Origin of the sequence: uncultured Marinobacter sp. (assembly GCF_963974375.1) — a bacterium.
GTDB lineage: Bacteria > Pseudomonadota > Gammaproteobacteria > Pseudomonadales > Oleiphilaceae > Marinobacter.
Map to the genome: position 1 here is coordinate 21,552 of NZ_CAXBDN010000002.1, position 19,995 is coordinate 41,546.

19 protein-coding genes are annotated in these 19,995 nt (G+C 59.5%); 4 read left to right on the forward strand and 15 right to left on the reverse strand.

The genetic code is table 11. The features are described 5' to 3' along the window. The first annotated feature begins 95 nt into the window (after positions 1–95). Positions 96–1,595: a hypothetical protein gene (locus AAC035_RS00255; RefSeq protein ID WP_339798749.1), complete on the forward strand. Its 1,500-nt coding sequence runs from the start codon at positions 96–98 to the stop codon at positions 1,593–1,595. 38 nt (positions 1,596–1,633) lie between these two features. On the opposite strand, the gene AAC035_RS00260 is transcribed toward AAC035_RS00255, so the two are convergent. The 10 genes from AAC035_RS00260 to AAC035_RS00305 all read right to left on the reverse strand — a co-directional run bounded on the left by AAC035_RS00260 (position 1,634) and on the right by AAC035_RS00305 (position 13,222). Next, positions 1,634–2,773 carry an acyl-CoA dehydrogenase family protein gene (locus AAC035_RS00260; RefSeq protein ID WP_339798752.1) on the reverse strand — a complete coding sequence of 380 codons (1,140 nt, stop codon included), beginning with the start codon at positions 2,771–2,773 and terminating at the stop codon, positions 1,634–1,636. A 14-nt stretch (positions 2,774–2,787) separates the two neighbouring features. Next, positions 2,788–3,966, reverse strand: a complete 1,179-nt coding sequence (locus tag AAC035_RS00265) for an acyl-CoA dehydrogenase family protein (RefSeq protein ID WP_339798754.1) — start codon at positions 3,964–3,966, stop codon at positions 2,788–2,790. Between the two features lie 54 nt (positions 3,967–4,020). Beyond that, positions 4,021–5,169 (reverse strand): acyl-CoA dehydrogenase family protein, encoded by a 1,149-nt coding sequence (locus AAC035_RS00270; RefSeq protein ID WP_339798756.1) that lies wholly within the window; start codon positions 5,167–5,169, stop codon positions 4,021–4,023. Positions 5,170–5,181: 12 nt separating this feature from the next. Next, entirely contained in the window at positions 5,182–6,414 is a 1,233-nt protein-coding gene (locus AAC035_RS00275) for an acyl-CoA dehydrogenase family protein (protein WP_339798758.1), read from the reverse strand. A gap of 106 nt (positions 6,415–6,520) precedes the next feature. Beyond that, on the reverse strand, positions 6,521–7,672 hold the full coding sequence (locus AAC035_RS00280) for a C4-dicarboxylate TRAP transporter substrate-binding protein (protein WP_339798760.1): 1,152 nt from the start codon (positions 7,670–7,672) through the stop codon (positions 6,521–6,523). A 153-nt stretch (positions 7,673–7,825) separates the two neighbouring features. Beyond that, positions 7,826–9,379 carry a long-chain-fatty-acid--CoA ligase gene (locus AAC035_RS00285; RefSeq protein WP_339798761.1) on the reverse strand — a complete coding sequence of 518 codons (1,554 nt, stop codon included), beginning with the start codon at positions 9,377–9,379 and terminating at the stop codon, positions 7,826–7,828. Between the two features lie 114 nt (positions 9,380–9,493). Beyond that, positions 9,494–10,780, reverse strand: coding sequence for an acyl-CoA dehydrogenase family protein (locus AAC035_RS00290; RefSeq protein ID WP_339798763.1), 1,287 nt, complete (start codon positions 10,778–10,780; stop codon positions 9,494–9,496). A gap of 99 nt (positions 10,781–10,879) precedes the next feature. Further along, complete coding sequence (locus AAC035_RS00295) at positions 10,880–11,299, reverse strand: DUF6285 domain-containing protein (protein ID WP_339798765.1); 420 nt, start codon at positions 11,297–11,299, stop codon at positions 10,880–10,882. 34 nt (positions 11,300–11,333) lie between these two features. After that, positions 11,334–12,380, reverse strand: coding sequence for a phosphotransferase family protein (locus tag AAC035_RS00300; protein ID WP_339798766.1), 1,047 nt, complete (start codon positions 12,378–12,380; stop codon positions 11,334–11,336). A gap of 74 nt (positions 12,381–12,454) precedes the next feature. Continuing rightward, entirely contained in the window at positions 12,455–13,222 is a 768-nt protein-coding gene (locus AAC035_RS00305; RefSeq protein ID WP_339798768.1) for an enoyl-CoA hydratase/isomerase family protein, read from the reverse strand. Positions 13,223–13,448: 226 nt separating this feature from the next. On the opposite strand from AAC035_RS00305, the gene AAC035_RS00310 reads away from it, so the two are divergent. After that, the gene (locus tag AAC035_RS00310; protein WP_339798770.1) at positions 13,449–14,252 is read left to right on the forward strand and encodes an SDR family oxidoreductase; all 804 of its coding nucleotides are present in this window, start codon (positions 13,449–13,451) and stop codon (positions 14,250–14,252) included. A gap of 46 nt (positions 14,253–14,298) precedes the next feature. Beyond that, a complete protein-coding gene (locus AAC035_RS00315) occupies positions 14,299–15,183 on the forward strand; it encodes a crotonase/enoyl-CoA hydratase family protein (RefSeq protein WP_339798772.1) in 885 nt (294 codons plus the stop codon). A gap of 70 nt (positions 15,184–15,253) precedes the next feature. Here the strand turns inward: AAC035_RS00315 and AAC035_RS00320 are convergent, their stop codons facing one another. Next, on the reverse strand, positions 15,254–16,699 hold the full coding sequence (locus AAC035_RS00320) for a rhomboid family intramembrane serine protease (RefSeq protein ID WP_339798773.1): 1,446 nt from the start codon (positions 16,697–16,699) through the stop codon (positions 15,254–15,256). 309 nt (positions 16,700–17,008) lie between these two features. Here AAC035_RS00320 and AAC035_RS00325 point away from each other — a divergent pair, with 309 nt between their 5' ends. After that, the gene (locus tag AAC035_RS00325; protein ID WP_339798775.1) at positions 17,009–17,218 is read left to right on the forward strand and encodes a hypothetical protein; all 210 of its coding nucleotides are present in this window, start codon (positions 17,009–17,011) and stop codon (positions 17,216–17,218) included. A gap of 91 nt (positions 17,219–17,309) precedes the next feature. Here AAC035_RS00325 and AAC035_RS00330 read toward each other — a convergent pair whose 3' ends face one another. The 4 genes from AAC035_RS00330 to AAC035_RS00345 all read right to left on the reverse strand — a co-directional run. Further along, the gene (locus tag AAC035_RS00330) at positions 17,310–17,714 is read right to left on the reverse strand and encodes an MAPEG family protein (protein ID WP_339798783.1); all 405 of its coding nucleotides are present in this window, start codon (positions 17,712–17,714) and stop codon (positions 17,310–17,312) included. Between the two features lie 2 nt (positions 17,715–17,716). Next, on the reverse strand, positions 17,717–17,959 hold the full coding sequence (locus tag AAC035_RS00335) for a GlsB/YeaQ/YmgE family stress response membrane protein (protein ID WP_339798777.1): 243 nt from the start codon (positions 17,957–17,959) through the stop codon (positions 17,717–17,719). A gap of 124 nt (positions 17,960–18,083) precedes the next feature. Continuing rightward, positions 18,084–18,662, reverse strand: a complete 579-nt coding sequence (locus AAC035_RS00340) for a class GN sortase (protein WP_339798779.1) — start codon at positions 18,660–18,662, stop codon at positions 18,084–18,086. Then, on the reverse strand, positions 18,659–19,995 hold a 1,337-nt coding region (locus AAC035_RS00345; protein WP_339798781.1), incomplete at its 5' end, for a VWA domain-containing protein. The genes AAC035_RS00345 and AAC035_RS00340, both read right to left, overlap by 4 nt.

Genomic DNA, 19,995 nt, shown 5'->3' on the forward strand with positions numbered 1-19,995 from the left:
AATCGTCAGTGGGTCTGCGATCTGTGATGGCTTGGCTGGCCGTCGGTTAAAACTTCTGTAATCATGACTGAACCCACTTCCGTAACAGGATTGTCGTGAAAAGAGACTGCCATTACCATCCGGGCGATCCCGCCAAGTGGCACTGCGCCGACTGCCAGTTGCATTATTGCAGCAGTTGCATGCCGGACGCCGACCCACTGCGCCAGCACGGGCTTTGCCCCCATTGCACCCGCCCGCTGAAATACCTGGGGGCAGCATCGGAAGTGCAGCCTTTCTGGACTCGCTTACCGGCCTTTTTCCGCTATCCGTTCAGCCGGGATCCGCTCACCGTGATTCTGGTCTGCACCCTGGTGCCACTGTTTCTGACCCCCAACCTGGTGGGTCTGGCGGTTTCTTTCATGCTGTTGCTGGCGCTGTTCAAATATACCTACGCGGTTATCCGGCGTACCGCCGATGGGCACATGACACCGCCACCCCTGTCGGAAGCCTACAGTGGTTCAGGCTTTGCCATCGTGCTGAAACAGGCGGTGGTTTTTCTAGCCATGGTGGCGGCGACGGCTTTTGCCACCTACAGCCTGGGCTACCTGGCGGGCCTGCTGGTTATGGCCTTCGCGGTGCTCGCCCTGCCTGCCAGCATCATGGTACTGGCCATGGAACAATCCGTCCGGGCGGCCATCAATCCAATGAATCTGGCGCTGCTGATTTCGAGAATCGGCTGGCATTATTTCCTGCTTTACGTTTTCCTGGTGCTGCTGACCATCGCGTCCGCCGAGGCCCAATCCTTTGCCTGGAGCCATCTCGACCCATTGATCGCCAATCCCCTGGCCGGTTTCCTGAACAGTGCCTACACTCTCATCCTGTTCCACATGCTGGGCTACCTGCTGTTCGAATATCAGGAGGAACTGGGGTTTGCCAGCGACCTTCAGGACGAAAATGAGGCGTTACCGGCAAGGGACCGCAGCCGCGGGGTGGATGCGGATATCGACATGAACCTGAAGGATGGCCGTTACAGCAGGGTCTCTGCCATTCTGGAAGAAACCCTGAAAAGAGACCCCCACAACCCGGTGCGACTGGCGCAACTGTTCCGGTTGTGCGAAGCCCGCAATGATACCGACGCCCTGACCCGGCATCACGTAAAACTGATGCGCTGGATGGCCGGAGAACGCAAATCCAAGGAACTGACAAGCCTGCTGGATACCCTCGAGAACGCCAGCCCGGATTTCCAGTTGCAGGATCCGGAACTGATGGTGGCCTGTGCCGAGATGTTGTTCCATCAGGGCGAACTGAAGCGCGTACTGCAGTTACTGAAAGATTTCCACAAACGTTTTGAGGGCAGCGATCAGATCGGACCCGCCTATCTGCTGGTGGCAAGAACCCTGGCCAACGGCTTCGGTCAGTGGGACAAGGCCAAAAGCTATCTGAAATTTGTTCAGAAAACCTGCCCGGAACCCGGGACTCAGGAGCTGGCAACGCTGTATTTGCAGCAGGTCGATCAGGCACAGCCTCTGAAAGCACCAAAAGCGAGCTTCGGACCGATTGATGAGGCGGGACAAATAGGGGAAGGCAGAGGAACACAGGAGGCCAGATCCTTCTGACCTCCTGATAACACCGGACGCCAGAGCGTCCGGCTGACTCAGAACCCGTTCAGGCGGGCAACCCGGTCGGCGTGGTAACGGGCGTCACCCAGCAGCAACTGCACCGGGCGGGCACGTTTCATATACAGACCGATATCGAATTCATCGGTCATACCCATGCCACCGTGCAGTTGCACACCTTCGTTAGTGGCCAGTTCGGCCACCTGACTGGCTTTCGCCTTGGCTGCGCTGGCCAGCAGGGAGGCCCGTTCATCGTCGGCGTCCAGTGCCATCAGAGCCTTCAGCACCAGTGACTTGACCAGTTCCAGTTCGCCCCACAGGTGGGCGGCCCGATGCTGCAGCGCCTGGAACGAGGAGATGTAAACACCAAACTGTTTACGCTCCTTCATGTAGGCCACGGCACGATCACAGGCTTCACTGGCCAGGCCCAGCAACTCGGCCGCCAGGTGGGCGCTGCCGATATCCAGCAGTTTCTGCAGGGTCGCAAAGCCCTTGTCCTGCTCGCCCAGTACCGCATCACTGCCAATGGTGACGTTCTGCAACGCAACCTTGGCGTAGTTGCGGCCATCCGGGAAGATGGTGCGCTCAACGCTCACGCCTTCCGCCTTCGGGTCCACCAGAAACAGGGTGATGCCCTGCTCGTCGCCTTCAGCACCACTGGTACGGGCGGAGACCACGAGCGTGTTGGCAATATGGCCGTCCACCACAAAGGTCTTGTTACCGGTCAGCACGAAACCGCTACCGCTGGCTTCCGCTTTGGTGGCGACCCGGGAAGGCTGGTGACGGCCGCTTTCGTCAATGGCCAGTGCCATCAGATGCGTACCCGCTGCAACCTCTTTCAGCGTCTCTTTCTGGCTGTCATTACCGGCCAGCATCAGCGCGGAAGCACCCAGCACGCCAGAGGCAAACAAGGGGGATGCGGTCAGGGTACGACCACCCTGCTCCATCACCTGGCCCATACCCACGTGGCCGAAACCGGAGCCGCCGTGACTTTCCGGGATCAATACCCCGGCCAGACCCAGCTCTACCGCCTGGTTCCAGAACTCGGTGGCATAACCCTGGGGGTCTTTTTCGTCACGCAGTTTACGCAACTGGGAAACCGGTCCCTGCTCAGTGAACAGACCGTGGGCGGCGTCCTTGAGCATCTGTTGTTCTTCAGTAAGTACAAGCTTTTGCATGGTAATCTCCGCCCTTAGCCCAATCCGAGAATGTTTTTGGCGATGATGTTGAGCTGTACCTCAGTGGTACCACCCTCAATGGAGTTGCCCTTGGTCCGCAGCCACTGCTGAGGCAGTGCGCCGGCCGGACGATCATCTCCTTCCCAGAGCAGGCCTTCGCTGCCGTACAGGGCCACCAGCAACTCATAGCGCCGCTTGTTCAGCTCGGTACCGGCGTATTTCAGCATGGCCGAGGTATTGCCGACGCCCTGGCCGGCCTTGGCTTCGTCCCGCACCCGCTCGGCGGTCAGCTCGTAGGCGATGGAATCAATGGTCCAGTCGGCCACTTCGGCGCGCAGAAAGCTGTCTGCCAGTTTGCCGTTTTCCAGGCCCACCGCATGCACCGCCTGTTGTGCCAGGGTTTTCTGGCCGGCAGCGGTACTGCCCATATTGCCGATCATGCTGCGCTCGTGGGTCAGCAGGTACTTGGCAATGGTCCAGCCCTTGTCCACCTCACCCACGACCTGATCCTTGTCCACCTTGACGTTATCAAGGAAGGTTTCACAGAACGGGGATTCGCCGGAAATCAGTTTGATGGGACGGGTTGATACACCCGGGGTTTCCATATCAAACAGCACCAGGCTGATGCCTTCCTGCTTTTTCACATCGGGATTGGTGCGAACCAGCGCGAACATCCAGTCGGCCTTGTCGGCGTAGGAGGTCCAGATTTTCTGGCCGTTGACGATGAAATGATCGCCCTTGTCTTCCGCCTTGGTCTGCAGGCCCGCAAGGTCAGAACCGGCACCCGGCTCGGAATAACCCTGACACCAGCGGATCTCACCCCGCACGATGGGCGGCAGGTGCTGCTGCTTGAGTGCTTCAGAACCAAACTTGAGCAGCGCAGGCCCGATCATCCAGATGCCGAAGCTGTTCAGGGGCGGGCGCGCCTTGATGCGCGCCATTTCTTCCAGCAGGATCTTGTGCTCATCCTTGTTCAGGCCACCACCGCCGTACTCGGCGGGCCAGTCCGGCGCGGTCCAGCCTTTCTCGGCCATGCGCTGCAGCCACAGGCGCTGGTCTTCACTCTGAAAGGTGAACTTGCGGCCGCCCCAGCAGGGGTCTTTGTCACTGCGGAACGGTGACCGCATACTTTCGGGGCAGTTCTCTTCAAGCCATGCCCGGGTTTCCTGACGGAAGCTTTCCAGATCAGTCATGCTTTCTCTCCTTCGTGACAGCCTTCGCTCCGGTCAGTGGGTCCGGACACGCTGTTATTGATGTTTCAGTTGCTGCCAGATTTTCTTAATGTGGAATTCCGTTCCGCCCTGCAACATCTCGAGGGCGGTCAGGCGCTTGAAATAATGCCCTATATCGAGCTCGTCTGTCATGCCTATTCCGCCATGAAGTTGCACGGATTGCTGACCCACATAGCGGCCAGCCTGCCCCATACGGGCCTTGAGGCGGGACGCCATGGCCGCGAGCGATGCGGTATCCGGGTCGGCTGAACGTATCCGCTCGACCGTCTGGCGAAACAGGTTATCGGTATTCGTCAGTTCAATGTACATGTCTGACAACCGATGTTGAAGCACCTGAAACTCAGCCAGGGCCACGCCGAACTGCTTACGGGTTTTGGTGTAGGTGGCGGTTTTTTTCAACAGCACTTCCATCATGCCGAGGGCCTCTGCCACCAGCATCAGGATCACCTGGCTGTTGACCCGGGATAACAAATCACCCGCTGCACCCGGATCCGTCAGCCGTTGCCGGGAACTGACACTGACCCCATCAAAGGCAATAACTGCCCCCCGGTGCCCATCCATCATGGGGAAATCAGTTACGGTAATGCCAGGGGTATCCAGCGGCAACAGGAACAGCTCAAGCCCCTCGGGGGCATGACTGTCGCCACTGCTGCGGGCAGACACCACTACCTGGCTGGCCTGAGCGCTGAACAGCACCACCTGCTTGTGGCCACTGAGGCGGAACCCGGTACCATCCGGCTCGGCCTGCAACGCTACATGATGGGGATTGCCCCGACTGTCCTTTTCCTCACCAGCGAAGATCACCTGCAACTCTCCACTGGCTATGCCGGGCAGCATGGCCTGGCGGACCGACTCGTTGCTGCTGCCGGCGATCAGGGCTCCAGCCTGGCCGACCACCGCCAGATAGGGTTCTGTGACCAGTGCCTGGCCAAAACCCCGGATGACGTCCAGAGTATCGGTGAAGTCACCTCCCAGGCCGCCCACATCTTCGGCAAAGGGAATACCCAGCCAGCCCATTTCAGCAAAAGTCTGCCAATGGCCGGGCGACTGCCCCTGATGGTTCTTCTGGTTGGCTTTGCGCTGGTCAAAGCTGTACTCACTGGCGGCAAACTGGCTGACGCTGTGGGCCAGCATGGCCCGGGTCTCGTGGTTAAGCGTAGTCATGGCAGAGGCTCCTTAGCGCAGCAGGGTTTTGGCAATGATGTTTCGCTGAATTTCATTGCTGCCACCAAAAATGCTGGCCGCCCGGTTGTTCAGATATTTCGGCATCATGGTCAGCGTGTCCTCGTCCGTTACCGACGTCATGCCGCTGCTCACGGTCAGGGCCATCAACTGAAGCGGCAATGCGGGCGTCCCCGCCACATCAATGGCCAGCTCAGTGATCCGCTGTACGGTTTCCATGGAGGTAATCTTGATCATTGAGCTCATGGGGCCGGACTCCGGCGAGCCCTTTTCCATGGCAGCAAACCGTTCTTCGGTGGCCTCCAGGGTATCCACTTCCAGTGTCAGCCGGGCAAAGCGGCTCTGGAACACCGGATCCTCTGCCAGCATTCCACCAAAACCATCGCCGGTTCGCGCCGCCAGCTTCAGAATCGTGGCCATCTCCTGGCGGAAGGTGGTAGCGAACGAGGTGCCACCGCCACGTTCATGTTCCAGCAGATACTTCGCCACCGACCAGCCATCGTTTTCCTCTCCCAGGCAGCAATTCAGGGGCACCCGAACATTGGTAAAGAACACATCGCACTGTTCCGGCACCCCATCCAGACCAATGATCGGCCGAATATCGATACCCGGATCTGTCAGGTCATCGATCAGAAAGAAGCTGATACCCTGTTGGGGCTTGCCGGTAGCACCGGTGCGGACCAGCAGGAACATACGGTTAGCGTGATGAGCGTAAGTGGTCCAGGTCTTGCTGCCATTGATCACGTAATGATCGTCCTGGCGCACGGCCCGGCAGCGCAGGGATGCCAGGTCAGAGCCAGCGTTGGGTTCCGAGTAGCCCTGGGCCCAGAAGGTTTCGCCCGCCAGAATCTCCGGCAGGTGCTTCTGTTTCTGCTCATCGGTCCCGTAGTGAATAATCGCGGGACCCACCATTGAAATACTCTGGGGCAACAGCATGGGCACCCCGGCGCGACGACACTCCTCTTCAAATATCAGCTGGCGCGGAACATCCCAGCCGGTGCCTCCGTACTCTTCGGGCCAGCGGATCGCAGACCAGCCCCGCTTGCCCAGTATCCGGTGCCATTTCATCACCTGCTCGAAGGGCGGAAAGAAACTGGTGGTCTTGCGACCGGCTTCCAGTATGTCCTCGTCGGCATTGGCTTTTATGAACGCGCGTATATCTTCGCGAAAGCTGGCCAGCTCTTCAGATTCAGGCGTGCTGGTGGAAGGGGCAGTCGACAATGGCATGAGTGTGTCTCGCTGTATCGTTGCAAACGGCAGGGTCACCAAAGGCAGGGAATAACCTATAAAAAAAGGGTGCCGCCGGATTGTTCCAACGGTACCCCTGACTAGCTTAGAGTGCGTACTTGCTTACATCCACCTTGGAGTAGAGCTCGTCCCAGTAAAGGTCAGCCAGCTCGTCCATGCTGTCGACGTCCTTGACCAGGTCCGCCCACTTGATCAGCAGCGAACGGAAGCTGTCCACAGCCAGTTCGGCACCGACCACACCAAAACGGCGCTCGTAGTTTGCAGCAATGCTTTCAATGTCCTTGCTGATGAAGTTTTCGGTCAGATCCGCCAGATCTTTTGCGGGCTGATGTATCGTAATCTCGTTATCGGCCGCATTTTCCAGCTCACGGCTGGCGCTCTTCTGGTACTCCCAGCTGATGTCAGCACCCAGCACGGCTGTTGCCTTGAGCAGATCACGACGACCTTTCTCGCTCAGGCCAAGCCAGACGTCACGGTTAACGTTATTGACCGCAGTCGCGCCATACACGCCACCCGGCACATTGACGGTCACGTCAGAAGTAACTTCCTTGAGTTTGAAAATATCCAGCTCGGTAGGCGAGCTCAGACTGCAGTCCAGCACGCCCTGATTGAGAGCTTCGTAGGTATCCGCAATGGACATGGTGACCGGCGTTGCGCCAATTTCCTCGGCCCAGCGCGCCCAATGGGGACCGGCGGTACGAACACGTTTGCCGCGGGCTTCCTGCAGATTGGTGACCGGCTTGTTGCACAGCATCATATAGGAGGTACTGGCTGACGCGCCGGTAAATACCTGATTCTGGGCCGCGAACTCTTCGACACACTCGGGGCAATCATTGAACACGAATTCTGCCAAGGCTCCGGTGAAGGCAAGACCGGCGTGACTGGGCGCCACATCGACCTGCTCTACCAGCATACTCAGCTCACCCGCCAGGTTGGTGACCGGGAACTCGTTGGGGTAGTAGGACAACAGCACAAAACCGGAATCTGCCATACCGTCCCGCAGACCCGGTGAGGTTTCCAGAAAGCTCAGCAAGGAACCGGCAAATACCCGGGCTTTCAGCTCGCCGCCAGAGATCTCTTCCAGGGCCTTGGCAAACACGTTAGCGGAATTGGCACCAATGGAATTGGGCGGATAACCGGTAGCGTGGGAAATGGTCTGGGCCTGGGCGGTCATGGCAGTAGCCATAACGCCCCCTAGCACCACCGGTGCCAGCGTTTTGATCAGTTTGTTCATCATTATTCGAATCTCCAGAGTGGAACGCGGCAACGCCGTAGTCGCTTTTGCCGCTTTGTTGTTTTTGTGCGTTTACGAGAGGAGCAGACCGTATCTTTTCAGTCCCGGATCCCCAAATCCTCGTCGGTTACGACGAATTACTAACCTGTGTAGATATCAGCCAATGCTGCGACCCTTGCCTTCCCAGTGAACTTCCTTGAGCTTGTATTTAAGAAGCTTGCCGGCACCGGACATAGGCATTTCGTCGCGCACTTCAAAACTGCGGGGGCACTTGTAACCCGCGATCTGCTCTTTGCAGAAGGAAACGATAGCCTGCTCATCCAGAGTGGCGCCGTCTTTCAGCACCAGCACAGCATGAACCCGTTCACCCCAGGTTTCGTCCGGCACGCCGATGACGGCGCACTGAGCCACATCCGGGTATTGCAGCAACACGTCTTCCACTTCCACCGAGTAGACGTTCTCGCCGCCGGTCACGATCATGTCCTTGATTCGGTCTACCAGAAACAGGTAGCCCTCTTCATCCATATAGCCGGCATCACCGGTGTGCATCCAGCCATCCCGGATGGCCTCACGGGTCTGCTCCGGCTTGTTCCAGTAGCCCTGCATCACCATCGGCCCGCGGGCACAGATTTCACCGACCTGGCCCCGCCCCACTTCTTTGCCCATGGGATCTTCGATGCGGATATCGGCAATATGGGTGGGCCGGCCGGCAGACATCAGCCGGTCGTGGAGTGCCGGGTTGGAATGCACTTCCGGTAACAGCATGGTGACGGTAGGCGACAGTTCGGTCATGCCGTACATCTGCAGAAAACGGGCGTTGGGCAGTTTTTTCATGGCATTCTTGAGCAGCGTGCTGTCGATAGGCGACGCCCCGTAAATAAAGCAATGCAGACTGCTCAGGTCATACTTGTCAAAATCCGGATGCGCCAGCACCGACCGCAGCATGGTGGGCACCAGGAAGGTTTCCACCACCTTTTCCCGCTCGATGGCCTCAATGACCGGCAGCGGCTCGAAGCGTGGCAAAATGATGTGAGCGCCATGACGAATGGTCTGTTGCACCACCAGACCAACGCCGGCCACATGGAAGAAGGGCGCCGAGTGCAGCACCACAATCCGGTCCTGCCGGCAATCCGGCACAATGGTGCTGAGGGCGCTGGCGTAAAGGTTGCCATGACTCAGCATGACTCCCTTGGGCTTGCCGGTGGTACCACCGGTATAGAGAATGCCCGCCAGATCCGTGCCACTGCGACCGGCGTCGGCCACAGGCTGCGCGCCTTCCATCAGCGTCCGGAAATCCTGGGCACCGGCCGGGCATTCTTTCTCGCCCATGTAGACAATGGTCTGCAGGGACCCTGAGCGCTCCTGAATGGCCGGGATCATCGGGGCAAATTCGTCATCGACAAACAGGATCCGGGTGTCACAGTCATCCAGAGAATAGGCAATCTCCGGTGCGCTCCAGCGAATGTTGACGGTATTGAATACGCCGCCTCCCCACATGGCCGCAAACAGCAATTCCAGGTAGCGGTCCGAGTTCAGACCCAGAATACCGATCCGGTCGCCCTCCGCCATACCCAGACGCTGCAGCACCCCGGCCAGGCTGGCCACCCGGTCTGTCAGTTGCCCATAGGTTTGCCGACGATCACGGAACACAACCGCCAGGTCGTTGGGGCATTCCCGTTGGGCTTTATGCAGAAACTGTGTCAGGTACATGGCAGATCTCGCTTACTTTTGTTCTTGGATGTTTCGGAAAAAAGGCGCTCATTTTTGGCCCTGCCTGCCGCAGCAGCCTCGTCGATACGGACGAGTTCTGGCAGGGCCCGGAAATCAGTCTTCACGCCATTTGTTTGGGCCAAGATAGCCGAACAGGAACGCGCCTGCCTTGCGCATCTGGATTTCCTCTGCGCCTTCGGTAATCCGGTACCGGCGGTGGTGACGGTAGATATGCTCAAACGGCTTGTGGCGGGAATAGCCAATGGCGCCATGAACCTGCATGGCCCGGTCGGCGGCTTCACAACACAGTCGGTTGGCCCAGTAATTACACATGGCCACCTTGTCGGAAAGCAGATTGGCAATTTCCGGCTTGGACATCTGATCCATTTCCCAGGCGGTCTTGCGGATCAGCAGCCGCAGCATTTCCACCTGGGTTGCCAGTTCCACCAACGGAAACTGGATGCCCTGATTGCGGGCCAGTTCCTGGCCAAAAGGCTTGCGCTTGCGGGCGTATTTCACGCTCTCCTGGATACAGAAGTGAGCTGCGCCGAGACTGGAGGCGGCCTGGCGGATACGGTTTTCGTGGACAAAGTGCTGGGCAATGGCCAGGCCATCTTCCAGCGGGCCGAATACCGCAGTTGCCGGCACCCAGACATTGGTGAAGCTGACCCGGGGATGGTCCGTGGGCATGTTGAAGGTCCACAGGTACTCCTCCACCTTCACACCCGGCGTTTCCGAGGGCACGATCATGGCGGTAATGCCTTTGGCGCTGCCGGCATCGCCCGAGGTGCGTACAAAAGTGACGCAGTGGGTAGCGGTATGCATACCGGTGGTCCACATCTTCTCGCCGTTGATCAGCCAGCCGTCAACGCCATCCCGGGTCTCCGGCACCGCACGGGTTTCCATGTGGGTAGCATCGGAGCCATGATCGGGCTCGGTCAGGCCGAAAGCCAGCTGGAAGCTCTCATCCAGCATACCGTCGACAAAATACTCGTATTGTTCCTTGGTGCCGAAATCACGGAGCAGCAGCACAAAAGGATTGTTGGCAACAATGGAATGCTCGTTCTGCAGGTCGTTGTGCAGCCCCAGACCCTTGGCGGCAAAATGCTCACGGATCACCGTCATGGCCAGATTGGAACCATCCTTGCCGCCGAACTCTTTCGGCAGCGGGAAGCGAAGATGGCCAGCCTTGTCCGCCAGACGACGGGCCTTTTTCAACAGCGCCTCCCACTCTTCCCGGGGCAGACCATCATTGTCAAAATCGGTGCGGGCCCACTCCCGGCGATGGTCGAAGAAGCGGATATTGTCGTCCTGCTGCTCCAGCGGCCGAATCTCTTTTTCGATAAAGCTATCCAGCTCGGCCAGGTAATCGGTGAGCTCTTTGGGTAAATTGAAATCCATAAATCATGACTCCGATAAAGTGAAACCAGACAGTATTGGCGTTCGGTCTTACCGGCGAACGGCGCAAATACAGACCTCGACCACCGGCTTTCCCGCAGACTATTCTTCTGCAGCGGGCTGCCTTCGGGCGTGCTGGAAATGATCCCAGGCGTCCTGAGCCCGCTGATAACTGACGTAACGGGGCTGGTCCACAGCCACCTTCTGCAGCGTGGTCAGCCACAGGTAGTCCCGTACCCGGGGGTCATCGGGGTTCAGCGTGCCGTCGGCAATCAACCGGCAGACTTCGGTGGTCAGCCCGGCCATGGTGCCTTTCTTGCCGGTCAGTGCCTGCAACTGCTCACGCTCCCGCAGGCCATGATCACAGGCTGCCTGTTCCAGATGCCGACGCACCATACCGAGAACGTTCACGGCCACCCGGGCGCGGAAAGCCAGGGATGGCTCCGCCGTTGGCATTACGTCCGCCTGTAAAAAGGCCTCAATGGCTTTCAGCAAGGCGGCGTTGTCGGGTAAATCCTGCATTCCTGTTCTCCCGGCTCAAATATCGGCGAAGGCGTTAATCGTCTGCTACGGCAGATAACGAGGGCAGTGGCACCAGTGCCTGCAGGAGATCCACCTCGGTTTCAGACGTTCTCCGGCCAATGGCCCCGCGCTCCGGGCTGGTGTCCGTTCCGGAAATGAACGAAGCGGCCATTTTCTGGCAGATCACGCCCCACTTGAGGATGCCGAAGATCTCCCAGAAGCGCACTGCCTCCGCATCGGGCCGGAATCCGGCAACCTGTTCGTAACCATCGAACAGCGCCTCCAATGAGCCAAAACCACCAACGGGTGAATCGATCTGGCCAAAGCGCCAGGACGGCACACAGAGCCAGCCCAGATCCGCCATGGGGTCACCCACATAGGCCAGCTCCCAGTCCAGCACGCTCTTCAGGCCACTTTCATCCACCATCAGATTGCCATTGCGGAAATCACCGTGCACCAGAGAGTAGCGTGACGGCGCTGCCGGCAAATGCTCCCGCAGCCAGCGAAAGGCCAGCTCGAAGACCGGCCTGGGTTCGCGGTAGCCCTTGTATTCCGTGTAGAGGTTCTCCACCAGGGTGTCCGCGCTCTGAGCCCTCAGAAAACCAAGGTCGTCCACCGGTACCCGGTGAATCTGTGCCAGGGCTTCACCACATTGGCGGGCAAGCCGCTGGCGGGCAGCACTGAAACGCTCATCGCGAAGAATCTTCTGGGGTATGGTTTCGCCTTCCACCCGGCTCATCAGGTAGCCCGTGCCAAGGCCATCGTCCGGCTCAAGAATGCAGGCCACCTCAGGTACCGCGATGCCGTGGCGACCGGCCCGGATCAGGAGCCGCGCCTCGTTGTCCAGCAACATGGCCGTGTCATCGTCGGTGTTCCAGTCGCTGGCCTGGCGCAGCACCAGCCCGGTCACCTTGCCGTCCTGCACCGCATCCAGCGCCCACATCTGCTGATTTGCGCCACCGGTCAGACGGCTCAGAGCGGTCACCTGCGCGCCGGGCAGAAAGCGGGCTACCACCGCCGTCAACCGGTCAACCATGGTCTGCCGGGATTCCGTGGCAGATGGCATTGTTACGCTAGTCATGGCATCGCCCTTCTGATGTTTCGGTCGATCTGTTCATTCAGCTTTCCGGTTGTACCCAATAACACGCGGCCGGATCAGGCAGACTTGTTTTTGAACCGGGCAATGGCCTCGCGGGATTCCTCACTGGCCAGGCAGTCTTTCTGGGCATGGGCTTCCGCTTCGAAAATTTCATCGTAGGAGGCCGTTGCGGCGAGTCTGAGCAGACGCTTGGCCTCACCGGTGGCAAGGGCTGATTTCTCCGACAACGCCATCGCAACGGCTTCGGCGGTGCTGTCGAGCTGATCCGGTGCCACCACACTGCGGGCAAGGCCCAGCTGCAGGCATTCGCCGGCACTGAGACTGCCGCCTTCGGTTATCAGGGCAAAGGCCCGGTGATACCCCAGGCTCTGGAACAGCAACCAGGTGGCGCCGCCATCCGGCACCAGTCCGATCTTGCTGAAGGCCATGTAGATGCGCGCCTCTTCCGCCATCACCACCTGATCGCAGCACATCAGCACCGAGGCACCGATACCGGCAGCGACCCCGGGGTTAACGCCGATGACCGGCTTGGCCATGGACCGGATGGCATCAAGAATCGGCTTATAGCTGTTCATCAGCTGCTGAACCACGTCGGAATCATCCGGTGATCCGGTCGCCATCAGATCGGCACCGGCACAGAATGCGCGCCCGGTGGACCCCAGCACCACGACTTTGATCGACGGGTTCTGCTCCGCCTCCCTGAGGCCCGCCAGCAGATCTTCCCGCAGCGTCAGGTTGAACGCATTCAGGGAATCCGGCCGATCCATACGGATCCAGGCAACGGCGCCACGGGTTTCATACTGAATAACGGAATAGGAAGACATAGCAGAGCTCCTGGATTGTCGTTGTTATGTTTTTATCCTCGCGCCGATCGCTGCCTGCCAGCATCGTCCGAACCGACGAATCGCCGTTCGGGTTCTGGGCACTCCAGGTTTTATCAACGGCGGCGTTTCAGCATTGCCGGTATTCGTCGCATCAGACGATGACCCGAACCGGGCACTGGGGCAGTGTTTCAGCCATAACAACACCAATCCCTGAATGGAGTATCCAATGGCTGACAAAACCGTACGTACAGTGAACGAGCTGTTTAACCTGCATGGCAAGACCGCCCTGGTGACGGGCGGCTCCAAGGGGCTGGGATTCCAGATGGCACAGGCGCTGGGCGAAGCCGGTGCCCGACTGGTGATCTCGGCTCGCAAACAGGCAGATCTGGACCAGGCGGCTGAACAACTGAGAGCCCAGGGCATTGAGGTCACGGCACTGGCTGCCAATCTGGCGGAGGAACAGGAAGTGATTGCGCTGGCCGACAAGGCCATCGCCGAGCTGGGCCACGTCGACATTCTGGTCAATAATGCCGGAGCCACCTGGGGCGCCCCCGCCGAAGACTATCCGATGGAGGGCTGGGACAAGATCATGACCCTCAATATCCGCAACCTGTTTCTGCTGACACGGGAAGTGGGCAAGAAAAGCATGATCCCCAGAGGCTACGGCAGGATCATCAACATTGCCTCCAACGCTGCCATCGGCGGTAATCGCGATCTGATGATGGCGGTTGGCTACAATACCAGCAAGGGCGCGGTGGTAACCTTTACCAAAGCCCTGGCAGCAGAGTGGGGTATCCACAACATCACGGTGAACGCCATCGGCCCGGGGTATTTTCCCAGTAAAATGTCGAAGGGCCTGGCCGAGCAGCACGGGGAAGACCGCCTGAGCAAGCATACCCCCCTGCAACAGGTGGGCGATGAAGAAGGTCTGAAAGGGGCGACCGTATTGTTCGCCTCGGACGCCAGCAAGCACACCACCGGCCAGTGCCTGTTTATCGATGGCGGTTGTTCTGCCATGGTATCGGGCTGACGTTCTTTACCAGCAAACTCGTTATCAACAACAACGGAGTAACCCGATGACAATTCCCGAATTTGAAACCCTGATCCTTGAGGTCAAGGACCAGATTGCCACCCTGACCCTGCACCGGCCAGAGCGGATGAATGCCTTTACCACCACCATGATGAACGAGCTGATCGCGGCTTTTGACTACACCGACGCCAACGACGATGTGCGGGCGGTGATTGTGACCGGTTCCGGCGACCGGGCCTTCTGTGCCGGTGCCGACCTGTCCAGCGGCGGCGACACCTTCAACTACGACAGCCGTGCCGACGGCGAACCCGAACCTACCGTCAACGGTGTCTACCGGGACGGTGGCGGCCGGGTTTCGCTGCGCATTTTCCGCAGCCTGAAGCCGGTGATTGCTGCCGTGAACGGTGCAGCTGTGGGTGTCGGCGCGACCATGGCCCTGGCCATGGATATCCGCCTGGCCTCGGACAAGGCCCGCTTTGGTTTCGTGTTCACCCGTCGCGGAATCACGCCGGAAGCCTGCTCGTCCTGGTTTATCTCAAAAGCCGTAGGCCTTTCCACCGCGCTGGAGTGGTGCATGACCGGGCGTCTGATCGACGCCACCGAAGCCCACGACAAGGGCCTGGTCCGCTCGGTTCACGCTCCCGAGGATCTGTACCCGGCCGCCGTCGCCATTGCCCGGGAAATCGCCGACAACACCGCGCCGGTTTCCGTTGCCATGGCCCGGCAGATGCTGTGGCGGATGTCCTCGGCAGACCATCCGATGGATGCCCATTGCCTGGACAGCCGAGCCATTCAGGCCCGCGGCGCTTCGGAAGATTCGAAGGAAGGGGTCAACTCGTTCCTGGAGAAACGCCCGGCCCACTACCCGAACAAGGTCTCCAGCGATATGCCGGACTTCTTTGACTGGCAGGGTGAGCCGGAATTCAAGTAAGCCGGCCCCGACAACAGTCCGGAATAACGTCCAGACCAACACGGTGCCAGGGACGGCGCCAGCTTGCGGACTAAAGTGTTTTCAGCAGCGCCCGGTATTCATTGGCCTTGGGCCCCATCTGGCGCTTGTTGAATTCATCCACCAGCAACCGCCCGGCCTCGTGGATCAGATCCTGCTGACCGCTGCGGCGGATACGCTCGAAGGCCTTTTCCGCGGTTTTCAGATCATCTTCCCGCAAGGCAGCAAACAGCACCCGATTATGCTCCACTGGCGCCAGTGGCTGCTGATCTTCCGCCTGCTCCATGTACTCCTGCCACACCGCTACCGCCTTGTCCGGTTGCTGCAGCTTCAGCCGCAGATGCAGCAGTTCCAGCGCCCGCTCCCGGTACTCCGGCTGATCCGGCCGCAGTTTGGCCAGCTGGTAGAGGTGCTCCAGTAGCACCGGTCGTTGCGGGTGTTCCCGCCACAAGCCTGCAAACTGTTGCTGAGCCTGCTGGAAATCCATGCGCCCCAGTGCCGCCATGGCCTTGCCGTATTCCCGGGCGAATTGCTGATCCTGTTCTTCCTGCTCCGGCTCATAGAAGGTTTCCGATACCTGCATCCAGTTGCGCCGCAACAAGAACACCAGGGCGGCGCCGGCTGCCAGCCCACCGGCGTGAGCCAGATAGGCAACGCCGGAGTTGGTAGACGTCCAGTAGTCGAACAGCTCCTTGGCAAACCACACCGGCAACAACGTCAGCGCTGGCGCCCGAAAGAAATTGAAGTACACCACCAGGAAATAGAAAAACCGTATTCGCCGGGCCCCGAAAAAGGCCACGTACATGCCCATCAGGCCGGATATGGAGCCGGAGGCACCTACCAGCGGCACCGTACTGCCAAGGGTGAACAGCGTGTAAATAACGCCAGACAGGGCCCCGCAGGCCAGGTACGCCAGCAGGTATCTCACCGGACCCAGGGCCCGCTCCACGGTGAAGCCCAGCAGGAACAGGAACACCATGTTACCGATCAGATGACCCCAGCCTCCGTGCAGGAACTGGTAGGTTATCAGGCTGTAAAGACTCATCTCTGCCGGCACCAGACCCAGCTCATTGGCGCTGATCCGCTCAATCTGGTTGTGCTGAATGGCCACACGGGTGGTCTGCCATTGCTGGCGCTCGGCGGCGGTCCAGATCAGATCCCGGTTGTCCTGCAGATAACCGTAGAACGCCCGATCCGACAGCAGTGCAACCGCAATGCCCAGGCGGTAGTCCTGCTCAACCGCCTGCCGGAAAGCCGCCAGCTGGTCGTGCAGGTTCTCGTCCTCGAGGCGAATCCGGCGCTGCAGATAGTCTTCATAAGCAGGCGCCTCCAGCCGGTCAAGCCCGGCGTTCAGATACGCCTCCACGGCTGAGTTCATCAACCGCGAGTCCTTGCCCTGATAGAAGGTGAAAACCAGCAGGCAGACCAGCATCAGGCAGAAGGTCATCCAGGGGGGATGCTTCCAGTCGACAGTTTTCTCAAAGGGGATGATCAGCATCGGGTATCACGGGCCCTGGGATGGGAAAAACAGCCAGACCGGATGTCGGTCACAATTGGCCATAATCGGTACGGGAACCTGTCATTTTCTACCACAGGCCCGCCCGCTTTTCCTGCTCAAATGAACGTGTAGTAACCAGAGCGAGGATTGGTTCATGTCATACTGCGTTCACACAAATGTCATTCAATTGGAGCTGCCCCGTTGGCTGAGGCAGACAAAACTTTCAGTTCTATTGCCAAGTTCCCGCATACAAACCATAGTATATGGGAATAATAACAACAGCCTGATGAAACAGATAAGGAAAGCAACATGACCGTACTGGTACTGGATAATCCCGAGCTGATTGCCCGGGTAGCTGCGATGGAAGCCGAACAGGCCGCCAGGCAACAGGCAGAAAAGATCCAGATGGAAAGGGTCCGCACTGACATGGAAGCCGTTGAAAACCGTCATACAGAGCTGAGACAGAGCGTGGACAGTGGTTCGCGCAACAGGCAGGACGCCTTCGCACTCGTCAGTTAGGCTCGTTCAGGCGTTGCAATCCCCCCGGCAGAACCCTCCCGCCGGGGGGATTGAATCCCTCCCCGCCCCGGTATTGCCTGTAAATGACTCTTCAGCCGTAAACCTGCACCACATTCCAGACTGTGAAGACCGACATCACCAGCATGCTGAGCCAGGTCATCAGGATGCCCACCAGCCGGGCCTTGTGGGGGCCACCGTGGCCGTTGAACATGCCATAGGCGTGAAGCAGTCGCCCCGCCACGAAGACCATGCCGACCCAGTACACGACCTGAATCGACACGCCGTTGAGCTCACCCAGCCCCATCACAATCAGGGTAATCGGCGCATACTCCACCAGGTTGGCGTGAGCACGAACGGCTACCTCAAAATCCGGATCATCCGGGTTCACACCAATACCCTGCCGATGTTTGAGCCGGAAGGTGGATACCTTATAAGCGAGAAACAGCATCAGTAACGCTGTGACCGAGGCAAAAACAGCTGTAATGGGGACAATCATCATCAGGCCTTCTTGATGGCGCTGACCACCGCCAACAGCAACACGGCACCAACCGTCGCCGTGACCAGCTCACCCACTGCACCCTGAGCCGCGAGACCCAGCAACCGAAAGACAAAGCCACCAATGACCGAACCGACGATGCCGATACCGATATTGGCCAGCACGCCGAAGCCACGACCCTTCATGATAAGTCCGGCCAGCCAGCCAGCCACACCGCCAATAATCAGAAACAGAATCAGATTCATCCGTGCCATTCTCCATATCGGTCTGCATTGTTGTGCCCGGCAGTCGGACGCCTGGGCACCGTCATAAGGGAGTCCGACCTGAGATTGCCCGGATTTTCAGTGCCATGCAAGGGAATGTGGCCGCCTAATCGGCCGGCCAGGCCAGATCGCGACTGGCCTCCACCACAAACCGCAAGGGACCGCCCGCATCCAGAGCATCGAAGGGGTAACAGGTCACCAGTACCAATGAGCCCCTGTGATAGAGCGACAGATCAAGCTGCTCCTTCGAGCTATCAACAACCTTCATCTGATCGATACGAAAACTGCGCCAGATGCCATCGGCGAATTGTAACCGGATCACCTCATCGGCCTGCAGTTTCTGCAGGGCCCGGAAATGGGTGTCCCGGTGCCCGGCAATGACTACCGGGCTGGTCAGTGGCTGCCCCACATCCGGTCCTGCCACCTGGCCGGGGCCAAAGGCGAGACTTTCACCATGACCGCCGGCCAGCACCACCAGAGGCGATGACAGACCAGGCAGCTCCAGCCTGGCCACAGGCCAGGTGTCCGCCCAGGGCCAGGGCCTGCTGCGGCTCTGGGTCGCTTCAGTGTTGGCCCAGGCCAGCTCCAGCAGTTCCTGGGCGGCAATGGCCTTGAGTGGAATCCAGAGCCCGGCTACCAGAACCACCGAGGATGTCATAACCAGCATCAGCCAGAGGTTTTTCATGCCGCCTGCTCCCGAGCTCTCAGTGAGACCCGCAGCCGGCCAGCCAGCAGCAGCGCCAGCGCGGACAACAGGCCCGTGATGCCAAGCAACATCAACAGCGGGCCGGCGGTGGCGGTTTGCGGGTAGGCCATGCGCTGGCTGCTACCGGCGGGCATCAGCGTAGCGAGGTGGTCGGTTTCCAGATTGGCTGAGGCTTCCCGCAGCGGGGTCTCATCCACAGCTATGAAGCTGGTGTAGCGGGTCAACAGCTGATGTTTCAACGCCAGTTCAGTGATCGCTTCCCGGGTATCGTCGTCGCTGTGGCCCGTCAAGCCGGCATCCTCCAGGCTGTTGATTTTCTCCCGGGCCCAGAGCCGGTGCAGCCCTGCCGCCGGCGCCGCATTGGCAAGGTCCAGAGACTGCTGCCAGCGGACATCGCCGGGCTGCCGGCCACTGATTTCCAGACGGCCATCGGGGGAAACTCCCCGGGTTACCTGCACCAACGGTTCCTGGGCGAACAGATCCCCCGGTCGGCCCGGCAATGCTTCCGCCCCCGGCGCGCCCTCCGGCCAACGGCTGCGGATATCCGCCAGCACCGGTGACTGCATCTTGCGGAACAACTGGTCCAGAGGCGCCGACACCTCGGCCAGATTATTGATGATGGTGGAGGTGCCGCGCCCGAAACGGGCCGCTTCCCGCATGAAATGCATGTTGGGGGCCGAGCCGATACCGACTGTGAACAGCCGGTTGTCACCCAGTTGACGCTGAATCTGTCCAAACAGGGCCTTCTCGTTACCGACGGCGCCGTCGGTGATAAACACCACCTGACGCAGATGACCTGCGCTGGCAGGCTCTTCATTGCGATTGCGGACACCGGCACCCAGTGCCAGATCAAGGGCGGAAGCCATCACCGTGCCACCTCCGGCTGACAGCCCCTGCACGTAGCGCCGGGCCTGCTCCAGATTGTAACGGTCTGCCGGCCTTGCCCTGGCGAACAGACCCTGGCTTTGGGTGTTGAACTGAATGATGTTGAAGCGATCATCCGGTTGCAGGGTATCCAGCCCCCGCAGCAGTGAATCCCGCGCCTGGACAATGGGCTGACCGGACATGGAACCGGAGGTATCGATCACGAAAATCAGCTCCCTGGGTAACCGCTGCGGCACCTGCCCCGGCGCTGGCTCATCCATCTCGCCCGGCACCAGCAAAGTGAGCAGGTAATCCTCACCCTGCCAGTGTTCATGGAAAACGGCCGCAGAGGGCGCAGCCCCTCTCACCGGAGTCCAGCTGATCAGCAGATCCCGGTCCATCCGCACCCGACCGTTACGGGGCGTGACCTGGATTTCCTCGCCATCCC

Excerpts from the sequence above, each read along its gene's own strand:
- AAC035_RS00260 (WP_339798752.1), bottom strand. The coding sequence starts at position 2,773 with ATGCAAAAGCTTGTACTTACTGAAGAACAACAGATGCTCAAGGACGCC.
- AAC035_RS00265 (WP_339798754.1), bottom strand. The coding sequence starts at position 3,966 with ATGACTGATCTGGAAAGCTTCCGTCAGGAAACCCGGGCATGGCTTGAA.
- AAC035_RS00270 (WP_339798756.1), bottom strand. The coding sequence starts at position 5,169 with ATGACTACGCTTAACCACGAGACCCGGGCCATGCTGGCCCACAGCGTC.
- AAC035_RS00275 (WP_339798758.1), bottom strand. The coding sequence starts at position 6,414 with ATGCCATTGTCGACTGCCCCTTCCACCAGCACGCCTGAATCTGAAGAG.
- AAC035_RS00280 (WP_339798760.1), bottom strand. The coding sequence starts at position 7,672 with ATGATGAACAAACTGATCAAAACGCTGGCACCGGTGGTGCTAGGGGGC.
- AAC035_RS00285 (WP_339798761.1), bottom strand. The coding sequence starts at position 9,379 with ATGTACCTGACACAGTTTCTGCATAAAGCCCAACGGGAATGCCCCAAC.
- AAC035_RS00290 (WP_339798763.1), bottom strand. The coding sequence starts at position 10,780 with ATGGATTTCAATTTACCCAAAGAGCTCACCGATTACCTGGCCGAGCTG.
- AAC035_RS00295 (WP_339798765.1), bottom strand. The coding sequence starts at position 11,299 with ATGCAGGATTTACCCGACAACGCCGCCTTGCTGAAAGCCATTGAGGCC.
- AAC035_RS00300 (WP_339798766.1), bottom strand. The coding sequence starts at position 12,380 with ATGACTAGCGTAACAATGCCATCTGCCACGGAATCCCGGCAGACCATG.
- AAC035_RS00305 (WP_339798768.1), bottom strand. The coding sequence starts at position 13,222 with ATGTCTTCCTATTCCGTTATTCAGTATGAAACCCGTGGCGCCGTTGCC.
- AAC035_RS00310 (WP_339798770.1), top strand. The coding sequence starts at position 13,449 with ATGGCTGACAAAACCGTACGTACAGTGAACGAGCTGTTTAACCTGCAT.
- AAC035_RS00315 (WP_339798772.1), top strand. The coding sequence starts at position 14,299 with ATGACAATTCCCGAATTTGAAACCCTGATCCTTGAGGTCAAGGACCAG.
- AAC035_RS00320 (WP_339798773.1), bottom strand. The coding sequence starts at position 16,699 with ATGCTGATCATCCCCTTTGAGAAAACTGTCGACTGGAAGCATCCCCCC.
- AAC035_RS00325 (WP_339798775.1), top strand. The coding sequence starts at position 17,009 with ATGACCGTACTGGTACTGGATAATCCCGAGCTGATTGCCCGGGTAGCT.
- AAC035_RS00330 (WP_339798783.1), bottom strand. The coding sequence starts at position 17,714 with ATGATTGTCCCCATTACAGCTGTTTTTGCCTCGGTCACAGCGTTACTG.
- AAC035_RS00335 (WP_339798777.1), bottom strand. The coding sequence starts at position 17,959 with ATGAATCTGATTCTGTTTCTGATTATTGGCGGTGTGGCTGGCTGGCTG.
- AAC035_RS00340 (WP_339798779.1), bottom strand. The coding sequence starts at position 18,662 with ATGAAAAACCTCTGGCTGATGCTGGTTATGACATCCTCGGTGGTTCTG.